General features: G+C 42.4%; 19 protein-coding genes. 17 read left to right on the top strand and 2 right to left on the bottom strand.

Translation table 11 applies throughout. The annotated features are described in order from the left end of the window. The first annotated feature begins 5 nt into the window (after positions 1–5). The 9 genes from ACFQ4X_RS13200 (at position 6) to ACFQ4X_RS13160 (ending at position 6703) form a co-directional block, all read left to right on the top strand. Positions 6–974 (top strand): nucleoside recognition domain-containing protein, encoded by a 969-nt coding sequence (locus tag ACFQ4X_RS13200; protein ID WP_379835801.1) that lies wholly within the window; start codon positions 6–8, stop codon positions 972–974. Next, on the top strand, positions 949–1590 hold the full coding sequence (ppaX, locus tag ACFQ4X_RS13195) for a pyrophosphatase PpaX (protein ID WP_379835799.1): 642 nt from the start codon (positions 949–951) through the stop codon (positions 1588–1590). The genes ACFQ4X_RS13200 and ppaX overlap by 26 nt, the downstream gene beginning before the upstream one ends. Continuing rightward, positions 1591–2106 (top strand): acyltransferase, encoded by a 516-nt coding sequence (locus ACFQ4X_RS13190; RefSeq protein ID WP_379835797.1) that lies wholly within the window; start codon positions 1591–1593, stop codon positions 2104–2106. It begins immediately after the preceding gene. A gap of 87 nt (positions 2107–2193) precedes the next feature. Continuing rightward, positions 2194–2784, top strand: a complete 591-nt coding sequence (locus tag ACFQ4X_RS13185; RefSeq protein WP_379835795.1) for a hypothetical protein — start codon at positions 2194–2196, stop codon at positions 2782–2784. Positions 2785–3261: 477 nt separating this feature from the next. Next, positions 3262–4731, top strand: coding sequence for a sodium/proline symporter PutP (putP, locus tag ACFQ4X_RS13180; protein ID WP_379837164.1), 1470 nt, complete (start codon positions 3262–3264; stop codon positions 4729–4731). A 66-nt stretch (positions 4732–4797) separates the two neighbouring features. Continuing rightward, the gene (locus tag ACFQ4X_RS13175) at positions 4798–5244 is read left to right on the top strand and encodes a GNAT family N-acetyltransferase (protein ID WP_379835793.1); all 447 of its coding nucleotides are present in this window, start codon (positions 4798–4800) and stop codon (positions 5242–5244) included. Between the two features lie 56 nt (positions 5245–5300). Beyond that, the gene (locus ACFQ4X_RS13170; protein ID WP_379835791.1) at positions 5301–5609 is read left to right on the top strand and encodes a hypothetical protein; all 309 of its coding nucleotides are present in this window, start codon (positions 5301–5303) and stop codon (positions 5607–5609) included. A gap of 69 nt (positions 5610–5678) precedes the next feature. Next, complete coding sequence (locus tag ACFQ4X_RS13165; RefSeq protein WP_379835789.1) at positions 5679–6161, top strand: SRPBCC family protein; 483 nt, start codon at positions 5679–5681, stop codon at positions 6159–6161. After that, positions 6161–6703, top strand: a complete 543-nt coding sequence (locus ACFQ4X_RS13160) for a histidine phosphatase family protein (protein WP_379835787.1) — start codon at positions 6161–6163, stop codon at positions 6701–6703. The genes ACFQ4X_RS13165 and ACFQ4X_RS13160 overlap by 1 nt, the downstream gene beginning before the upstream one ends. Before the next feature lie 200 nt (positions 6704–6903). Here ACFQ4X_RS13160 and ACFQ4X_RS13155 read toward each other — a convergent pair whose 3' ends face one another. Both ACFQ4X_RS13155 and cax read right to left on the bottom strand, forming a co-directional pair. Beyond that, complete coding sequence (locus tag ACFQ4X_RS13155) at positions 6904–7926, bottom strand: TlpA family protein disulfide reductase (protein ID WP_379835785.1); 1023 nt, start codon at positions 7924–7926, stop codon at positions 6904–6906. Between the two features lie 123 nt (positions 7927–8049). Continuing rightward, positions 8050–9105, bottom strand: coding sequence for a calcium/proton exchanger (gene cax, locus ACFQ4X_RS13150; RefSeq protein ID WP_379835783.1), 1056 nt, complete (start codon positions 9103–9105; stop codon positions 8050–8052). A gap of 475 nt (positions 9106–9580) precedes the next feature. Here cax and ACFQ4X_RS13145 point away from each other — a divergent pair, with 475 nt between their 5' ends. From ACFQ4X_RS13145 to hisIE, 8 genes are read left to right on the top strand one after another with little or no spacing between them, the layout of a single operon-like run. Continuing rightward, positions 9581–10762: an ATP phosphoribosyltransferase regulatory subunit gene (locus ACFQ4X_RS13145; RefSeq protein ID WP_379835781.1), complete on the top strand. Its 1182-nt coding sequence runs from the start codon at positions 9581–9583 to the stop codon at positions 10760–10762. Beyond that, entirely contained in the window at positions 10762–11406 is a 645-nt protein-coding gene (hisG, locus tag ACFQ4X_RS13140) for an ATP phosphoribosyltransferase (RefSeq protein WP_379835779.1), read from the top strand. The genes ACFQ4X_RS13145 and hisG overlap by 1 nt, the downstream gene beginning before the upstream one ends. Continuing rightward, positions 11403–12674: a histidinol dehydrogenase gene (gene hisD / locus ACFQ4X_RS13135; protein ID WP_379835777.1), complete on the top strand. Its 1272-nt coding sequence runs from the start codon at positions 11403–11405 to the stop codon at positions 12672–12674. The genes hisG and hisD overlap by 4 nt, the downstream gene beginning before the upstream one ends. Next, positions 12675–13268, top strand: coding sequence for an imidazoleglycerol-phosphate dehydratase HisB (gene hisB / locus ACFQ4X_RS13130; protein ID WP_379835775.1), 594 nt, complete (start codon positions 12675–12677; stop codon positions 13266–13268). Beyond that, positions 13269–13910 (top strand): imidazole glycerol phosphate synthase subunit HisH, encoded by a 642-nt coding sequence (gene hisH, locus ACFQ4X_RS13125; RefSeq protein ID WP_379835773.1) that lies wholly within the window; start codon positions 13269–13271, stop codon positions 13908–13910. Then, entirely contained in the window at positions 13907–14638 is a 732-nt protein-coding gene (hisA, locus tag ACFQ4X_RS13120; RefSeq protein WP_379835771.1) for a 1-(5-phosphoribosyl)-5-[(5-phosphoribosylamino)methylideneamino]imidazole-4-carboxamide isomerase, read from the top strand. The genes hisH and hisA overlap by 4 nt, the downstream gene beginning before the upstream one ends. Continuing rightward, positions 14638–15396 (top strand): imidazole glycerol phosphate synthase subunit HisF, encoded by a 759-nt coding sequence (gene hisF / locus ACFQ4X_RS13115; RefSeq protein ID WP_379835769.1) that lies wholly within the window; start codon positions 14638–14640, stop codon positions 15394–15396. Before hisA ends, hisF begins: the two co-directional genes overlap by 1 nt. Continuing rightward, entirely contained in the window at positions 15393–16037 is a 645-nt protein-coding gene (gene hisIE, locus ACFQ4X_RS13110) for a bifunctional phosphoribosyl-AMP cyclohydrolase/phosphoribosyl-ATP diphosphatase HisIE (protein ID WP_379835767.1), read from the top strand. The genes hisF and hisIE overlap by 4 nt, the downstream gene beginning before the upstream one ends. Positions 16038–16514: the final 477 nt, after the last annotated feature.

The raw sequence follows: 16514 nt of genomic DNA, 5'->3' as shown, positions 1-16514 counted from the left end.
GAAAAGTGGAGACGTTAAAATCAGGCACACTTGCAGGCTTGAAAACCACTTGGACGCTTGGGAAAATCATATTCCCCGTAACACTGATCATTACATTATTAAGCCATACACCTGTGCTGGATTGGCTCATTTCCACAATCGCACCAGCAATGAAGTGGATCGGACTGCCGGGTGAAGCGGCTATTCCGCTCGTACTCGGGAATTTTCTTAATCTCTACGCTGGTATCGGGGGGATTTTGACTCTTGATACATTAACGGTTCAGGATGTTTTTATCCTGGCTGTAATGCTCTCGTTCTCTCATAACCTATTTATCGAATCAGGTGTTGCAGCGAGTGTTGGCATTAAGTTATGGGTGATCCTGCTTGTCCGAGTCGGATTGGCTCTATTTTCCGCGTTTATGATCAATCTTTTTTGGGATGGCGGAACTGAAAAGGCTCAGTATGGTTTTATCTCAAAGCCAGAAGCGGCACCGAACGGATGGGGTGAAATCACCTTAACCGCTCTTGAAAAAGCGTCACTTGGCATTTTACAGTTAGCTCTTATCGTTATTCCGCTTATGATTGTCATGCAATATCTGAAAGACAAAGGCTGGCTGAACCGGTTTTCGAACTGGATGGCGCCCGCTATGAAACTTTTAGGTATGAAAGAAAACACGTCCATGACGATGGCAGCAGGGCTTACGATCGGTCTTGCTTATGGAGCTGGGATTATGATGCAGGCAGCGAAAGAAGACGGAGTTTCAAAAAAAGACCTCTATCTGGCATTTATTTTTCTAGTAAGCTGTCATGCTGTTGTCGAAGATACATTGATTTTTGTTCCACTCGGTATTCCGGTCATGCCGCTTTTAATTATCAGGCTGGTGACCGCAATCCTGCTCACAATGCTTGTGGCTTATGTGTGGAACCAGATGGAACGGAAAAATAGTTCAACAAGAAAGGACTCACAACATGAAACGGGACACCATACTATTTGATCTGGACGGAACGCTGATCAACACGAATGAGCTGATCATCGCTTCTTTTCTGTACACGCTTGAAAAATATTTTCCTGAACAATACAACCGAGAGCACATCCTGCCTTTAATGGGTATGCCGCTCATCGAAACGATGGAACAGTTCGATAAGGAACGTGTTCAAGATCTCGTTCAAACTTACCGAGAGCATAACATCGCACATCATGATGAACTTGTAACGGAGTTTAAAGGAGTTTTCGAAACAGTAGAAGAATTGTATAAAAAAGGCTACAAATTGGGCATTGTAACAACTAAAATGAGAAACACGGTTGAGATGGGCTTGAAACTTGTTGGACTCGATAAGTTCTTCCAAACCGTTGTTACACTTGATGATGTTGAAAAAGCGAAGCCCGATCCAGAGCCCATTCAAAAAGCGTTAGCATTGCTTCAATCCACTCCAGAACGAGCAATCATGGTAGGAGACAGCAAGTATGACATTCTTGCTGGCCAGAATGCCGGAACACAGACTGCAGGCGTATCTTGGACGATTCGAGGCAATGATTATTTGCAGCAGTTTAATCCGGATTACATGCTGAATGAAATGACGGATTTGCTGGATGTTTTAGGAGAGAGATAAGTGCGTGATACAGAGCGTTATCCTGTAAAAGGCAGGAACTCGTTATATCAGGTATATGATACGGTTCCATTTTGGAAAGTCGTGAAAAATTTTGTTGCCATACAAGCCGCTAGATACACTCCCTTTTTGCCTATGAAAAATTGGCTGTACCGGACTTTTTTAAGAATGAAAGTCGGTGAAGGGACAGCTTTTGCATTAATGGTGATGCCAGATATCATGTACCCTGAGCGGATCACGGTCGGGAAGAACTGCGTAATCGGCTACAATACAACGATTCTTGCTCATGAGTATTTAATAAAAGAATATCGCCTAGGCGATGTGATCATCGGGGACGAAGTGATGATCGGAGCTAATTCAACAATCCTTCCAGGTGTCACGATTGGTGATGGGGCGATTGTATCGGCCGGTACGCTCGTTCACAAAAGCGTACCTGAAGGATCGTTTGTCGGAGGCAACCCGATGCAAGTGATTTATACAAAAGAAGAGCGATCAAAGAGGGAAGCGGAAAACAGCTAAATTTGTCGGATGTTCCCCTCTTGGGTTTTCTGAAATTTCGTCGTATACTTAAATCAGGCAAAAAAGCGAAAGCTGGAGGCGCATACCATGAGAAGGAAATCATTCTCGATCGTTTATATGAAGAATTCATTTAAGATTGGACACCTAGTAGAAGACAACTGCCAGTCTCAGCATGCACCGAAAGCAGCACATCCAGAAAACAAGGCCGAACAATTAGCAGCCCGTGATACGTACCGTTTCCGCACGGCTGTTTCAAAAATGAAAGGCAGCGGCCTCGTTAAGTATTATGAACTTCAAAGCACACGTGCAAAGCTGGTTTTTTACGGTGATTTTTCTACCTACAAGCGTTACGTACCCCATACTTCGCTTACACGCGAACATTTTCAACACTACTTTGGTTCAGAAGATTTAATCTGTGAATTTCTCCTTGATACTTCTATTTATTTATTTAAAGAACTCCATTTTTTAAACGAGATCCAACTAGATATTCCGAGTCACGGCAAACTGTACACAGTCGAGTTGACCAGACAAGAGATGGATCACTACATGAACTGTGAACTCACTGAGATGAAGGATGGTCATCATCATCGTTTCTTCTACATCTACCGCGATCAGGAGCTGGATCAGTTCACACATCAATTTGTTAAAGTGAAACGTTTAAGACGTAAAAAGCTATAATAGTATTCTGCGAAAACTGGCGCCCAAACGCCTTATGAACTGGGTGTCGGTTTTTTTGTTGTTTTGTAAGAGGGTGAGTAGCGGGGTATGTCGAAAATTGTAGATTCTTCAATATATCGGCTGAAATGGTGAATATATTGCTTGTATTTTTCAAAATAAAGAGCAATATGGTGAAATTATTGCTACCTACGGTGAAATTAATTCAACTAGGTACCTTTCTGACCTTTTATATGCCCTTAAAACACGGTGGTCAGTAGCTTGGCGATCGCCAAGCCTCCTAATTGCGTTTGATTTCGTAGCAATCCACTCTGAATTTATGTTTTTTCACCTATAAATCACAATGCAGATGCCATTTCCAAAAAAATTATATTCCTTTTGTCGAAAAATGTATTTATAATAAAAATGTTCCTTTTTCTAATTTTTAAAAAAATGAAAGCGTTTTAACAACATGAGAGAGCAGGAGGTAAACTGAATATGATGGATTATGGTGTTATTTTTTCAATCAGTGTTTATATGATTGGTATGGTACTTATTGGTCTGTATGCGTATAAAAGAACATCCAACCTTACAGATTATATGCTTGGCGGAAGAGATCTAGGTCCAGCTGTCACTGCATTAAGTGCAGGAGCTTCAGATATGAGCGGCTGGCTGTTGATGGGACTGCCCGGTGCTATGTATATGTCTGGGGTAAGTGCAGGATGGATCGTAGTAGGTCTATGTATAGGTGCTTATTTAAACTGGTTATATGTTGCACCACGATTAAGAACGTATACAGAAGTATCAAATAATTCAATTACGATACCGGATTATTTTGAAAATCGATTTAAAGACACATCTCGTATCTTAAGGATCACTTCAGCTTTTGTAATTATTATCTTTTTTACTTTTTACACATCATCAGGAATGGTTGCTGGAGGCCAGCTTTTCGAAACTGCTTTTGACACGGGCTATATGTGGGGAATGATTATTACAGCTGGTGTAGTAATCATTTATACACTGTTCGGTGGTTTTTTAGCAGTAAGCTACACAGACTTTGTTCAAGGTGCAATCATGTTTCTTGCGCTCATTCTTGTTCCCTTTGTCGCTATTTTGGAAGTAGGCGGTTGGAATACAACTTTTAACGAGATTGATCGTGTAAGTCCTGCTTTGCTGGATGCTTTTACGGGGACAAGCTTGATTGGAATTATCTCATTATTGGCGTGGGGCCTTGGATATTTTGGACAGCCTCATATCATTGTTCGTTTTATGGCAATCACCTCTGTAAAAGAAATGAAGAGTGCGAGACGAATCGGAATGGGATGGATGATTTTCTCAATCGTAGGTGCGATGTTTACTGGTTTGGTTGGGATCGCTTATTTCAACCAGTCAGGTGCACCTTTGGATGAGTCAACAGCTGAAACGGTATTTATCTTACTGTCTGATGTATTGTTCCACCCAATCATTACTGGATTCTTATTAGCTGCGATTCTAGCTGCTGTAATGAGTACCATATCTTCACAATTACTAGTAACGTCCAGTGCGCTGACAGAGGATTTTTATAAAGCGTTTGTTAAACGTTCAGCGTCTGATAAGGAACTCGTATTCATTGGCAGATTAGCAGTTTTAGTCATCGCAGTTATCGCATTTGTATTGGCGATTAATCCGAGTGAAACGATTCTAAATCTTGTTGGTTATGCATGGGCAGGATTTGGAGCAGCGTTCGGACCAGTCGTGTTATTAAGCCTATATTGGAAACGCATGACAAAATGGGCTGCTTTCGCTGGCATTATTGTAGGTGCTGTCACTGTAATCGTGTGGGAGCTTATCCCGGCGTTTGCCGAAGTGTATGAGATCATTCCAGGTTTCATCGCATGTACACTTGCAATCGTGGTAGTCAGCCTGATGACTAAGGAACCTAGTGCAGAAATTCAAGAGGAATTTGAAGAGTCGAAAAGATTAGCAAGCTAATAATAAAAAAAGAATCTCTCTGCAGTCAGGGAGATTCTTTGTATTTATAAAGTGAGGCGAAGCGTTGTGAACATCCAATACATACGTGTTCAATCTATTCCTGAACAGCCGATGTTGGATAACTTAATAGATTTGCATGAACGTATTTTCGGCAAGTCAGGCAATTTGGTCAACAAGATGAAAAGTAAGCCTGGCCTTCTGGTGAACATTGCTTTGCAAGATGGCAATGTCATTGGATATAAAATGGGGTATGAGTTAGATAAAAGAAAGTTTTATAGCTGGCTTGGCGGTGTTGATTCCCAGCATCGAGGACAAGGAATTGCAGCAAAACTAATGGAACAGCAACATGAGTATTTGAAGGAGAACGGCTATCACATCGTTAAGACTAAAACGATGAATAAGTGGAGAAGCATGCTGATCTTAAATATCAAATCCGGGTTTGATATCATTAGTACCTACAGGAACGAAAAAGGATTACATAAAATTATTTTAGAAAAAAATTTGCTTGATTAAACGAGATGTAACATTCAACAACACCCGCATATGATGAAATAAGCGGGGTGAATGACATGGGTATAAAAGATAAAATGAAGCAGTGGTTTTTAGGGCCGCTTTATACGCAGGAGTCATTAAGACCAATCGAAAATCGAGAGCAGTTCACGTATAGTTTGAAGCTCGGCTGTCCAGTCATTTTTACAATGAGAGATGGATACGGGCTCATTTTGTTTGAGGAAAAGGATCAGCTGGGCATAGTTTACGTAAAAGACGTTTTCGGTGTAAATGAGGATTATCGCAACTACTTTACACTGCCAGACCTCATCGCCTTTTTCAAAGATCATTTGAGTGAAGGAATTTCTTTTTATGCGTGGAATAACTAAAGTATAAAATGAGCAGCACCTCACTTTGTGGGGTGTTGTTTTTGAATCGTTTGAAAGTGAGAGATTCAAATGCCAGTTATAAAGCATCAGGAATACATAAAAGCACCTATTGAAGTTTGTTTTGACCTTGCCAGAAATGTAGATATACATACATTGACCACTTCCCATACAAAGGAAAGAGCTGTGGGCGGAGTTACGTCTGGGCTGTTGGAGAATGGCGACTCAGTTACATGGGAAGCAGTACATTTAGGGGTTAAACAACGGCTGACTGCAAGGATCATTGAAATGGACAGACCTTATCGATTTGTTGATGTGATGGTAAAAGGAGCTTTTCATTCCTTCAGACATACGCATACTTTTGAGGTAAAAGATAAGGGGACTTTGATGACAGACCATTTTGATTATAAATCACCATTTGGCGTGATTGGAAAATTAGCAGATCGACTTTTCTTAGAAAAATATATGGCGGATTTTATTGTGAGACGAGCTAAAGTTTTAAAAGAGATAGCGGAGAATGACAAAAAAATAGATAGAGAGCAGTGGGTGGAATAATGAAAATCGGGTTGGTCAGGCATTTTAAAGTAACAAGGGGATATCCAACAGAGAAATGGATCACCCCTTCAGAATTTGATCAATGGATGAAGGAATATGAAGAATCTGATGTGGAAGAATCCGAGGTGGATTTAGGCGGGATTGAGTGGCGGAAATGCTATGTAAGTACCGTTCGACGAGCTGAGATTACAGCTTCAAAAATCTATAACGGGGAACTGATTAGGACTGATGAGCTTCGGGAAATTGCTGTATATCCTTTCTTTAAGCGGGACATTAAAATCCCGATGATTCTTTACCCATTGTGCATCCGAGCGGCTTGGTTCTTTAACCATAAATCTCAGCTGGAACGCAGGACAGATGTGGAAATGCGTGTTTCTAAAGTCGTTGACCGGATTTTAGAAGAGAGTGAGGAAAATGCGCTAATCGTCAGCCACGGTGCATTGATGATGTTTATGAGGAAAGAATTGATTCGTCGCGGATTTAAAGGACCAAAGCTTGGACGCCCTGAAAACGCGAAGCTTTATTTGTTTGAGAAATTCTAGGGGGAATGAACCGCGATATGTCGAGGTTTGTCGACTCGTGGTTATATTGTTTTTAATGTGGGATTCTTTAGCGATGAGGTATCTTTACTGCAAAAAGCTGATTCCCGCACCTTAAAAGGGTAGCGGAAACCAGCTTTTTTCTCATTTTTCATTAAAAATATAACCGTTTGTGTAACAAACGCCTCTCATTTGATCCCTTTTTATTGCGCTGCCTTCACGAATTCATCCATCATCTCGTAGCTCATCGGACCGATGTATTTTTCGCGAATAATTCCTTTTTTATCTACAATAAAAGTGGTAGGGATCGATACGGTTTTGTACAGGTTACCGGCTTTACCTTCTGTATCTAGCAGGATAGGGAAGTTAATCTTATAATCATCGGCAAACTGCTTCACTTCTTTTTCTGAATCACTATCAGTCAGGTTTACTGCGAGAATTTCGATTTTTTCAGATGAGTGCTCATTATAATAGCGCACCATCTCAGGCATTTCTGCTCGGCATGGCGGACACCATGTTGCCCAAAGGTTAATAAACACGACATTTCCTTTTAGATCTGAAAGCCGCATCGTTTCTCCATCAATCGTTTTAAGGTCGAAATCGGGTGCTTTGTTTCCTGGCTTTATACCAGTAGCCACTGTTTCAACAGCTGCAGCGTCTTCTTTTTTGCCGCCAAGCGGAGTATTGTTAATGACTGAAAAGAAAAGGGCAGTCACAAGCATAGAAAGAACGGTTTTTTTGAGCTGAAATGATCCATATGTGTAAAGATAAAAAGCTAGAATTGTAAAAAATAAAGAGATCAGACCGTCTGCTGCTACTGTTTCGGATGCAAAATGTGCGCCGTAATAGACCGCAAAGAATATCGTCAGGCCTAAAATACCGCTATAAAAAATCCGGTTTCTATCGAGCTCTCTTTTTCCTGCTGCTCTCAATAAATAGAGAACGGCTGCAATAATGCCAAGAACGACACCTGTTTCACCACCGTTAAAATACAAAAGATTAAACGGATGTTTAAAAGTGAGAGCCGGATGCAAGAGCACATAGCTGATTTTCCAAATAAACCAGCAAATTACAATGGCATTACTTAGAACATCGAGAAGCTGTTTTTTATCAGGTTCTTTTCTTATTTTTACGTTCAATATTCCATACGCGATCAAAGCAGAGCCCAGAATCGCAAGCCAAACTATTTTTACCGGAAAAGATCCAACTGAAATGTAGTTCTCCATCATCGCACCGTCCCTAACCTTGTCCTTATTTTAAACTTTATCAAAGTTGTCCCCTTTTTATTCCTAATTTGCTCAAAAGAAAAACGGCGAAGAACTAAATCCTTCACCGTCAATAACATCCTTTTATAGAAGATAAAATCCAACACCCATGATGAGATAGGCTGCTAGTAGTGTCAGTCCCTCGAACCAGTTCGTGTCACCGTCGTTGGTTAAGGAGATGGTCAAGAATACGGCCAGGACCATCGCGACGAGTTCGGGAAGCGTGAACACGAGCGCCATTGACTTCTCAAAGAACAGCGAGATCAATACGAGCACTGGCGCGACGAACATGGCAATCTGCAGAGTTGAGCCGATCGCTATTTCCACAGCTACGTTCATTTTGTTCTTATAAGCCATAATGATCGCAGATGCGTGTTCTGCGGCGTTCCCGACGATCGCAACGATGATTACACCGATGAATACTTCACTCCAGCCGAGTGTTTCTCCAACCTCTTCGAACGTATGAACCAATTTTTCGGAAACATAAGCAACGGCAACTGTTGAAAGAGCAAGGATAATAAGTGCTTTCATCTTGCTCCATTCTGCTGTTTCGTGTTCATGTCCCTCATCGTGTTCTGACTGGTAAACACCACGGTGTGTAACGAGTTTGAACAGCAATGCGGCAATGTACAAAACAATCATGATAACAGAAACCCAAACACTTAATGTGAGTGAATCAGCATCGTTCAGTTTATAGGAAAACACCTCAGGGAAAACAAAAGCGACAACAACTCCAAAGATGAGCAATCCAGCGTTATGACGGGCATCATAAACATTGAACTTTTGCTGTTTAAATTTTAATCCTCCTACAAAAAAGGACAGCCCTCCTACGAGTAAAAGGTTTCCTAGTACGGAACCCGTTAATGATGCTAATACTACACTTATGAGTCCAGCTTTTAAGGCGAAAATAGAAATGATAAGTTCAACGGCATTTCCGAAAGTGGCGTTTAAAAGTCCTCCGATCCGTGGTCCGGCAACGATAGCCAAGCTTTCTGTGGCGCGGCCCATATAACCCGCCAGTGCAACGATGGTAGCACAATAGATCACAAATAAAATAACGGCCGGCCAATGCTGCATGCTGCCGAAAACAGATAGCGGCACTCCGATTATGATGGCAAGTAAAAAGATGCGATTAAACAAGACGCATTCCATCCTTTCATATGTATGTATTATTTTTTACATACTATTCCCTGAAATCGAATTTCTTAACTACAAGATTTTCGGGTATATCGGTTGACATGTTTCGAGGGTACGTGTACACTAACAACTAAATCTTTATCATGGTAGTATATTAGCGAACTAAAGTGTTTTTTAATAAAAGCTCTTTTACTTTTGAACATTTTTTGTTGATTTGTTGATTGGAGCGTAAGGTGGCGAGACTCCTCGAAAATGAAAATCACATTTTCTTCGTGCGATGTAACGCTGTCGAAGCCTTCCTTGTCCTGCGGGATCAGTGGGACAGGTGAGACTCCTAATGGCGCAAAGCGCAAGGAGGCTCACCGCACGCCCCGCGGAAAGCGAGCAATCTGGAGCGGAAATCAACCACTTCCAAAGCAACAACGTTTATGAAAATAGCTTATAAAAAACAACTTCACATATAAAAGGATGAAGGAAAATGTCTAAACCATTTGTTTTTGAAAAGCCTGCAGGCATGCGGGATACACTTCCTGCTTTTTATCAAAAAAATGAAGATATAAAAAATACAATAAAAAAAGAGATGGAGTCTTGGGGCTATCAGTTCATTCAGACACCTACACTGGAGTATCACGAAACAGTTGGGGAAGCGTCAGCTATTCTGGATCAGCAGTTGTTTAAACTTCTCGACATGGAAGGGAAAACACTTGTTTTACGTCCTGATATGACAGCACCAATCGCACGTGTGGTTTCTTCGAGTATGAAAAATGTAGCTTATCCGCTTCGCCTTGCCTATAGTTCACCTGTTTTCCGTGCTCAGCAGCGTGAAGGAGGAAGACCGGCTGAATTTGAACAAGTAGGGATCGAACTGATCGGTGAGGGAACATCCAGTGCAGAAGCTGAGGCACTTGCTTTAATGACGGAAGTGATTCAAAAGAGCGGAATCAGTTCTTTTACAGTAGCTGTAGGTCATATCGGTTTCGTTCAAGAGCTTTTAGCAGATATTTTAGGAAACGATATCAGGGTTGCAGAGCTTCTTCGGTACCTTAATGAGAAAAACTATGTAGGTTATACCTCTCATGTAAAAGAGCTTCCGTTATCTTCTATTGATACACAGCGCTTGTTAAAAATTCTGGATTTAAGAGGCGGAATTGAAGTGCTGGATGAGGCTTCTGCATTGGCACCCAACATAAAGGGACAGCAAGCTTTAGAGGAACTCAAAACGTTATACAAACTGCTGCAGGATTATGATGCTGCACAAAATATCGTTTTCGACTTTACGTTGTTTAGCCACATGAGCTATTACACAGGCATCGTTTTTGAGGGATATGCAGCTGGTATCGGTGCGCCGATCGCAAGCGGCGGCAGATACGACGACCTTTTGAGCCGTTTTGATCGTAAAGCGCCAGCAATCGGATTTGCGATTCGAATGGATTATTTTATAGAAGCTTTGGGAAGCAAGAATGACCCTATTAAAAAACAATGCATTTTGTTTACGCCTGAACGCAGAAAAGAAGCGCTGCAATTAGCGAAATCCAAAAGATCAGAAGGCGGAAATGTAGTGATGCAAGACCTATCTGGTGTTAGAAATGTCGATGAATTCAGTAAACGATTCGATGAAATTCATTATTTGATCGGAAGACAGCAAGGAGAGGACTTGTAATGAGTACAGTTTTAACGATGGCGATGCCTAAAGGAAGAATATTTGAAGAAGCAGTCGACCTGTTAAGACAAGCAGGCTATCCGCTGCCGCCTGAATTTGAAGAATCACGCAAACTGATCATTGATGCACCTGAAGCAGGCCTTCGATTCATTCTCGCAAAGCCGATGGATGTTCCTACATACGTAGAGCATGGTGTAGCGGATATCGGAATCGCTGGTAAGGATGTAATGCTCGAAGAAGAGCGTGATGTTTACGAAGTGCTGGATCTGAAGATTTCAGCCTGTTATTTAGCTGTAGCAGGTCTGCCAGGCGGGAACTATCAAAAAGTGGCTCCGAAAATTGCTTCAAAGTATCCCAATGTTGCTTCTCATTATTTCCGAGAACAAGGTCAGCAAGTGGAAGTGATTAAATTGAACGGTTCCATTGAGCTTGCACCATTAATTGGGCTTGCAGACCGCATTGTAGATATTGTTTCAACTGGACGAACACTGAAAGAAAACGGTTTGGTTGAGCTTGAAAAAATTGCAGACATTACATCTAGACTTATTGTGAACCCAGCAAGCTACAGACTTCATGCGATGAGAATCAACGAACTGGTCGAACGCATGCGTAAACTCGTAGAGAACAAGGGGGATGTCCAGTGAAAATCCAGCCTGTATCTGAATTGAAAACGTTAGAGAGAAGTGTTGAACAAAATACAGAGCAGCAGCGAAAAGCTGTTTTAGAAATTTTGCAAAATGTAAAACTTGAAGGTGATAAAGCACTTTTAAACTACACTGAAAAATTTGATGGTGTAAGCTTGAGTTCTCTTGAAGTAACAAAAGAGGAAATTGATGAAGCCGTTGCATCTCTTAATCAAGAGATGATCGATATTATTTCTGAAGCGGCATCAAACATTCGGGAATATCACGAAAAGCAGAAGCGCCAGTCTTGGTTTTTTACAAGAGAAGACGGAACGATGCTCGGACAAAAAGTAACTCCACTTGATTCTGTAGGAGTTTATGTGCCGGGCGGAACAGCTGCCTATCCTTCATCTGTTCTGATGGGTGTCATTCCGGCCGCTGTAGCTGGTGTTGAAGAAATCATACTTGTATCTCCTCCTGGGAAAGACGGAAAGCTTCCTGCAGCCGTTTTAGCAGCAGCTTCAATCGCAGGCGTGAAACGGATGTTTAAATTGGGCGGCGCTCAAGCGATCGGTGCACTCGCGTACGGAACAGAAACCGTGCCAAAAACGGATAAAATCGTTGGTCCAGGAAACATTTTTGTAGCACTGGCAAAACGGGAAGTGTTCGGAGTTTGTGACATTGATATGATCGCGGGTCCAAGCGAAATTGCCGTACTTGCAGATGAAACAGGGAACGCTAAATTTATTGCAGCTGATTTACTTTCCCAAGCTGAACACGATCCTCGTTCTGCAGTATTTTTAGTAACCACTTCCAACGATCTTGCAGAAAAAGTTGCGGCAGAAGTAGAAAGCCAGCTTAACGACCTGCCTAGAAAAGAAATTGCTGCTCAAGCCGTACGGGATTACGGGGCTATTTATATCGTTGATTCACTCGCTGAAGGTGTCGAAGTTATTAACCGGATCGCACCGGAACACTTAGAAATTATGACAAAAGATCCGATGAGTCTGCTCGGAAAAATCAAGCATGCTGGAGCGATTTTCCTTGGTGAATACAGCTCTGAACCAGTGGGAGATTATTTTGCGGGCAGCAATCATGTTCTTCCGACGAGCGGAACAGCCCGTTTTTCAAGCCCGCTGAATGTGGATGATTTTACGAAAAAATCTAGTGTGATCCGCTATAGTGAACAAGCAATGAAAGAAAACGGCCATAAAATTTCTGCATTTGCACGCTTAGAAGGACTTGAAGCTCACGCGAGAGCGATCGATTACCGACTGGAGGACAAATAAATGGAAAATAGACGTCAGCATACGATCGAACGAAATACGAAAGAAACACAAATTAGCTTATCACTCGATATTGATGGAGAAGGGCAAGCTGACATCCAGACGCCTGTCCCTTTTTTAAACCACATGCTTGATGCGATTGCGCGTCATGGCCACTTCGATCTAAAGGTGAACGCAGCTGGTGATGTAGAAATTGATGACCATCACACGACTGAAGATGTTGGAATCTGTCTTGGACAAGCGATTCAAGGTGCATTAGGTGATAAAAGAGGAATCAAGCGTTACGGAAACGCCTTTGTACCGATGGATGAAACATTGGCTCAAGTAGTAATCGATCTTTCAAACCGTCCACATTTAGAGTTTCGTGCAGAGTTTCCAAGTCAAAAGGTCGGTTCGTTTGATACAGAACTCGTACATGAATTCTTCTGGAAACTGGCGTTAGAAGCACGAATGAACCTGCATGTGATTGTTCATTATGGAACAAATACGCATCATATGATCGAAGCGGTATTTAAAGCTTTTACAAAAGCACTGGACGAAGCCACACAGATCGACCCGCGTGTTAAAGGAGTGCCTTCAACGAAAGGAATGTTATAGATGATCGGAATTATTGATTATGGAATGGGCAACCTCCACTCTGTCTGTTCCGCATTAAAGAGAATCGAACAGCCGTTCATTCTTTCTGGCAATCCAGAGGAACTCCATGAAACAGATGGCTTGCTGCTCCCAGGAGTTGGATCTTTTAAAGATGCAATGAATGAGCTTGAGGAAACAGGACTTATCGATTTTATAAAAAAAGAAACAGAGAACGGAAAACCGCTTCTGGGAATCTGTTTAGGCATGCAGCTTCTGTTTGAAGAAAGTACAGAGAACGGGTTAACGAAAGGACTCGGACTTCTGCCGGGGAAAGTAGATCGTTTTAGCGGTGTTACTGCTGAAGGCAAAACCTATAAAGTACCTCATATGGGATGGAACAACCTTCACTTTTTACAAAATGAACAGCCTCTGTTAAAAGGGCTTGATGAAGGCTACGTATATTTTGTGCATTCATTTGTCGTACAAACAGATGATAGAAACGTCTTAGCTGCTGCAGCACATTATGAAGATGTGGAAGTGCCGGCTGTTGTTGGACGCGATCATATTATGGGTACCCAATTTCACCCTGAAAAAAGTTCAGAAACAGGCATGGGGATGCTGAAAAACTTTTGCCGTTTCGTTGAGGAGGGAAAACAAAAATGAGTTCATTCACACTATATCCTGCGATTGATATGCGCGGCGGAAAATGTGTAAGACTATTGCAGGGTGACTACAACCAGGAGACCGTATATGGCGATTCACCGTTTGATATGGCAAAACAGTTTGCAGATCAAGGTGCCGAGTGGATTCATATGGTAGACCTCGATGGTGCTAAAGACGGCAAAAAAATAAATCATGAACATGTCATTCGTGTGGCGAAAGAACTTCCTGTAAAAGTGCAGATCGGCGGCGGTATCCGATCGATGGATGACGTTGCTTATTATTTAGATGCAGGAGTTGACCGCGTTATTTTAGGGAGTGCTGCGGTTTCCAATCCTGAGTTCGTACGAGAAGCATTAAACCGTTATGGCGGATCAAGAGTTGCGATCGGACTTGATGCGAGGGATGGCTTTGTTGCGACTGAAGGCTGGCTTGAAACTTCTCACATCATGGCGGTTGATCTCGCAAAGAGACTTGTAGAAGAAGGCGCTGAAACGTTTATTTTTACTGATATCTCTAAAGACGGTATGCTGCAGGGACCTAATGTAGAAGCGATTGGTGAACTCGCACGTATTACAGGAAAAGAAGTGATTGCTTCAGGCGGTGTTAGCTCGATCGACGATTTAGTGAGCTTAAAGAAAGATGAGCGAAACATCGCAGGAGCGATTATCGGAAAAGCCCTCTACACTGGACGATTTACTCTTTCAGATGCGTTAGGAAGTGTGAAGTAATGCTGACAAAACGAATTATTCCTTGTTTAGATGTAAAAGAAGGCAGGGTTGTAAAAGGTATTCAGTTTTTAAACTTAGTAGATGCTGGAGACCCTGTTGAGCTTGCCAGGTTTTACGATAAGGCAGGCGCAGATGAACTCGTATTTTTAGATATCTCAGCCAGCCATGAAGGACGGGATACGATAGTTGAAGTCGTGGAACGTGTTGCCGCTGAACTCGCCATTCCTTTTACAGTCGGAGGCGGAATTAACAAATTAGAAGATATGAAAAGAGTCTTAAGAGCAGGTGCTGATAAAGTCTCAGTGAACACAGCAGCAATTTTAAGACCCGAACTGATTACGGAAGGCTCTGATTACTTTGGTGCTCAATGTATCGTAGTTGCTATTGATGCAAAGTATGATGAAGAGCTCGGATCATGGCGTGTATATACCCATGGGGGACGCAAACCCACTCAATGGGAAGTCACTGAGTGGGCGCAAGAGGCAGTTAAGCGAGGTGCTGGAGAAATTCTTTTAACCAGCATGGACAAGGATGGAGAAAAGTCTGGATTTAACCTTGCACTTACAAAAGCAGTCAGTGAAGCAGTGACTGTTCCTGTAATTGCATCTGGCGGCGCCGGAAACGCTGATCATTTTTATGATGCGTTCACAGAAGGTAAAGCAGATGCGGGTCTTGCCGCTAGCATTTTTCATTATAAAGAAACATCAATCGGAGAGCTAAAGTCAGAATTGCAAAAGTTGGGGGTGTCTGTACGTTGAAATGGGAAAAGTTGAAATTTGACGAAAAGGGCCTGATTCCTGCTGTAGTGCAGGATTATCAGTCAAAAGAAGTTTTGACGGTCGCCTACATGAGTGAAAAGTCGCTCGAAAAAACGGTCGAAATCGGCGAAACTGTATTTTTTTCAAGATCGAGAAATAAATTGTGGCACAAAGGTGAAACGTCCGGAAATACACAAAAAGTAAAGAGCATCCGATACGACTGTGACCAGGACGCATTAGTGGTTTTAGTTGAGCCCCAAGGACCAGCCTGCCACACAGGAACGTACACCTGTTTTTCAGAGACACTTTATAGCGCAGACGGAAATCATGATGGACCAACCCCTGATAGATACGCGATTTTAAGTGAGCTTCAGGAAATCATTGCGCAGCGAGAGCATGAAATGCCTGAGGGAGCTTACACCACTTATCTTTTCGAACATGGAGTAGATAAGATTCTTAAAAAAGTTGGGGAAGAAGCGGGAGAAGTCATCATCGCAGCGAAAAATCGTGATCCTGAAGAGCTGAAGTGGGAAGTTTCCGATCTTCTTTATCACGTATTGGTGCTTTTGCAGGAGCAAAAGGTACCTTTGGACGATGTTTTAGCGACATTGAAGGAAAGACATACAAAAAAGGACAACTGAGGAGCGAATTCTCGGTTGTTTTTTTTGTTTTGATAGCGGATATGGGCGCTAACGGTAGGTTTATGCGCGTTCGCGGTGGGTTTATGTGCGCTCGCCGGGATTTATGAGCGTTCGCGGTGGGTTTATGTGCGCTCGCCGGGATTTATGCGCGTTCGCGGTGGGTTTATGTGCGCTCGCCGGGATTTATGCGCGTTCGCGGTGGGTTTATGTGCGCTCGCCGGGATTTATGAGCGTTCGTCGGGATTTATGCGCGTTCGCGGTGGGTTTATGCGCGCTCGCCGGGATTTATGCTCGCCCTGTGAAATTTATGCTCGCCCTGCAGAATTTCCGCTCGTCCTTCGAGATTCCGCTAGCCTGCTGTAAGCCCGAACCATCAGATCTATATCCTCCTTCAATCATTTTTTGTCGAAAGTTTCCTGCACATTATTTACAGTCAAAGGGGTGTTAGTATTTTTCGCCTGTGTTATAATTTTTGGG

The organism is Fictibacillus halophilus (assembly GCF_042680145.1).
GTDB classification, from domain to species: Bacteria; Bacillota; Bacilli; order Bacillales; family Fictibacillaceae; genus Fictibacillus; species Fictibacillus halophilus_A.
This window is presented reverse-complemented; position numbering and strand designations above follow the sequence as displayed.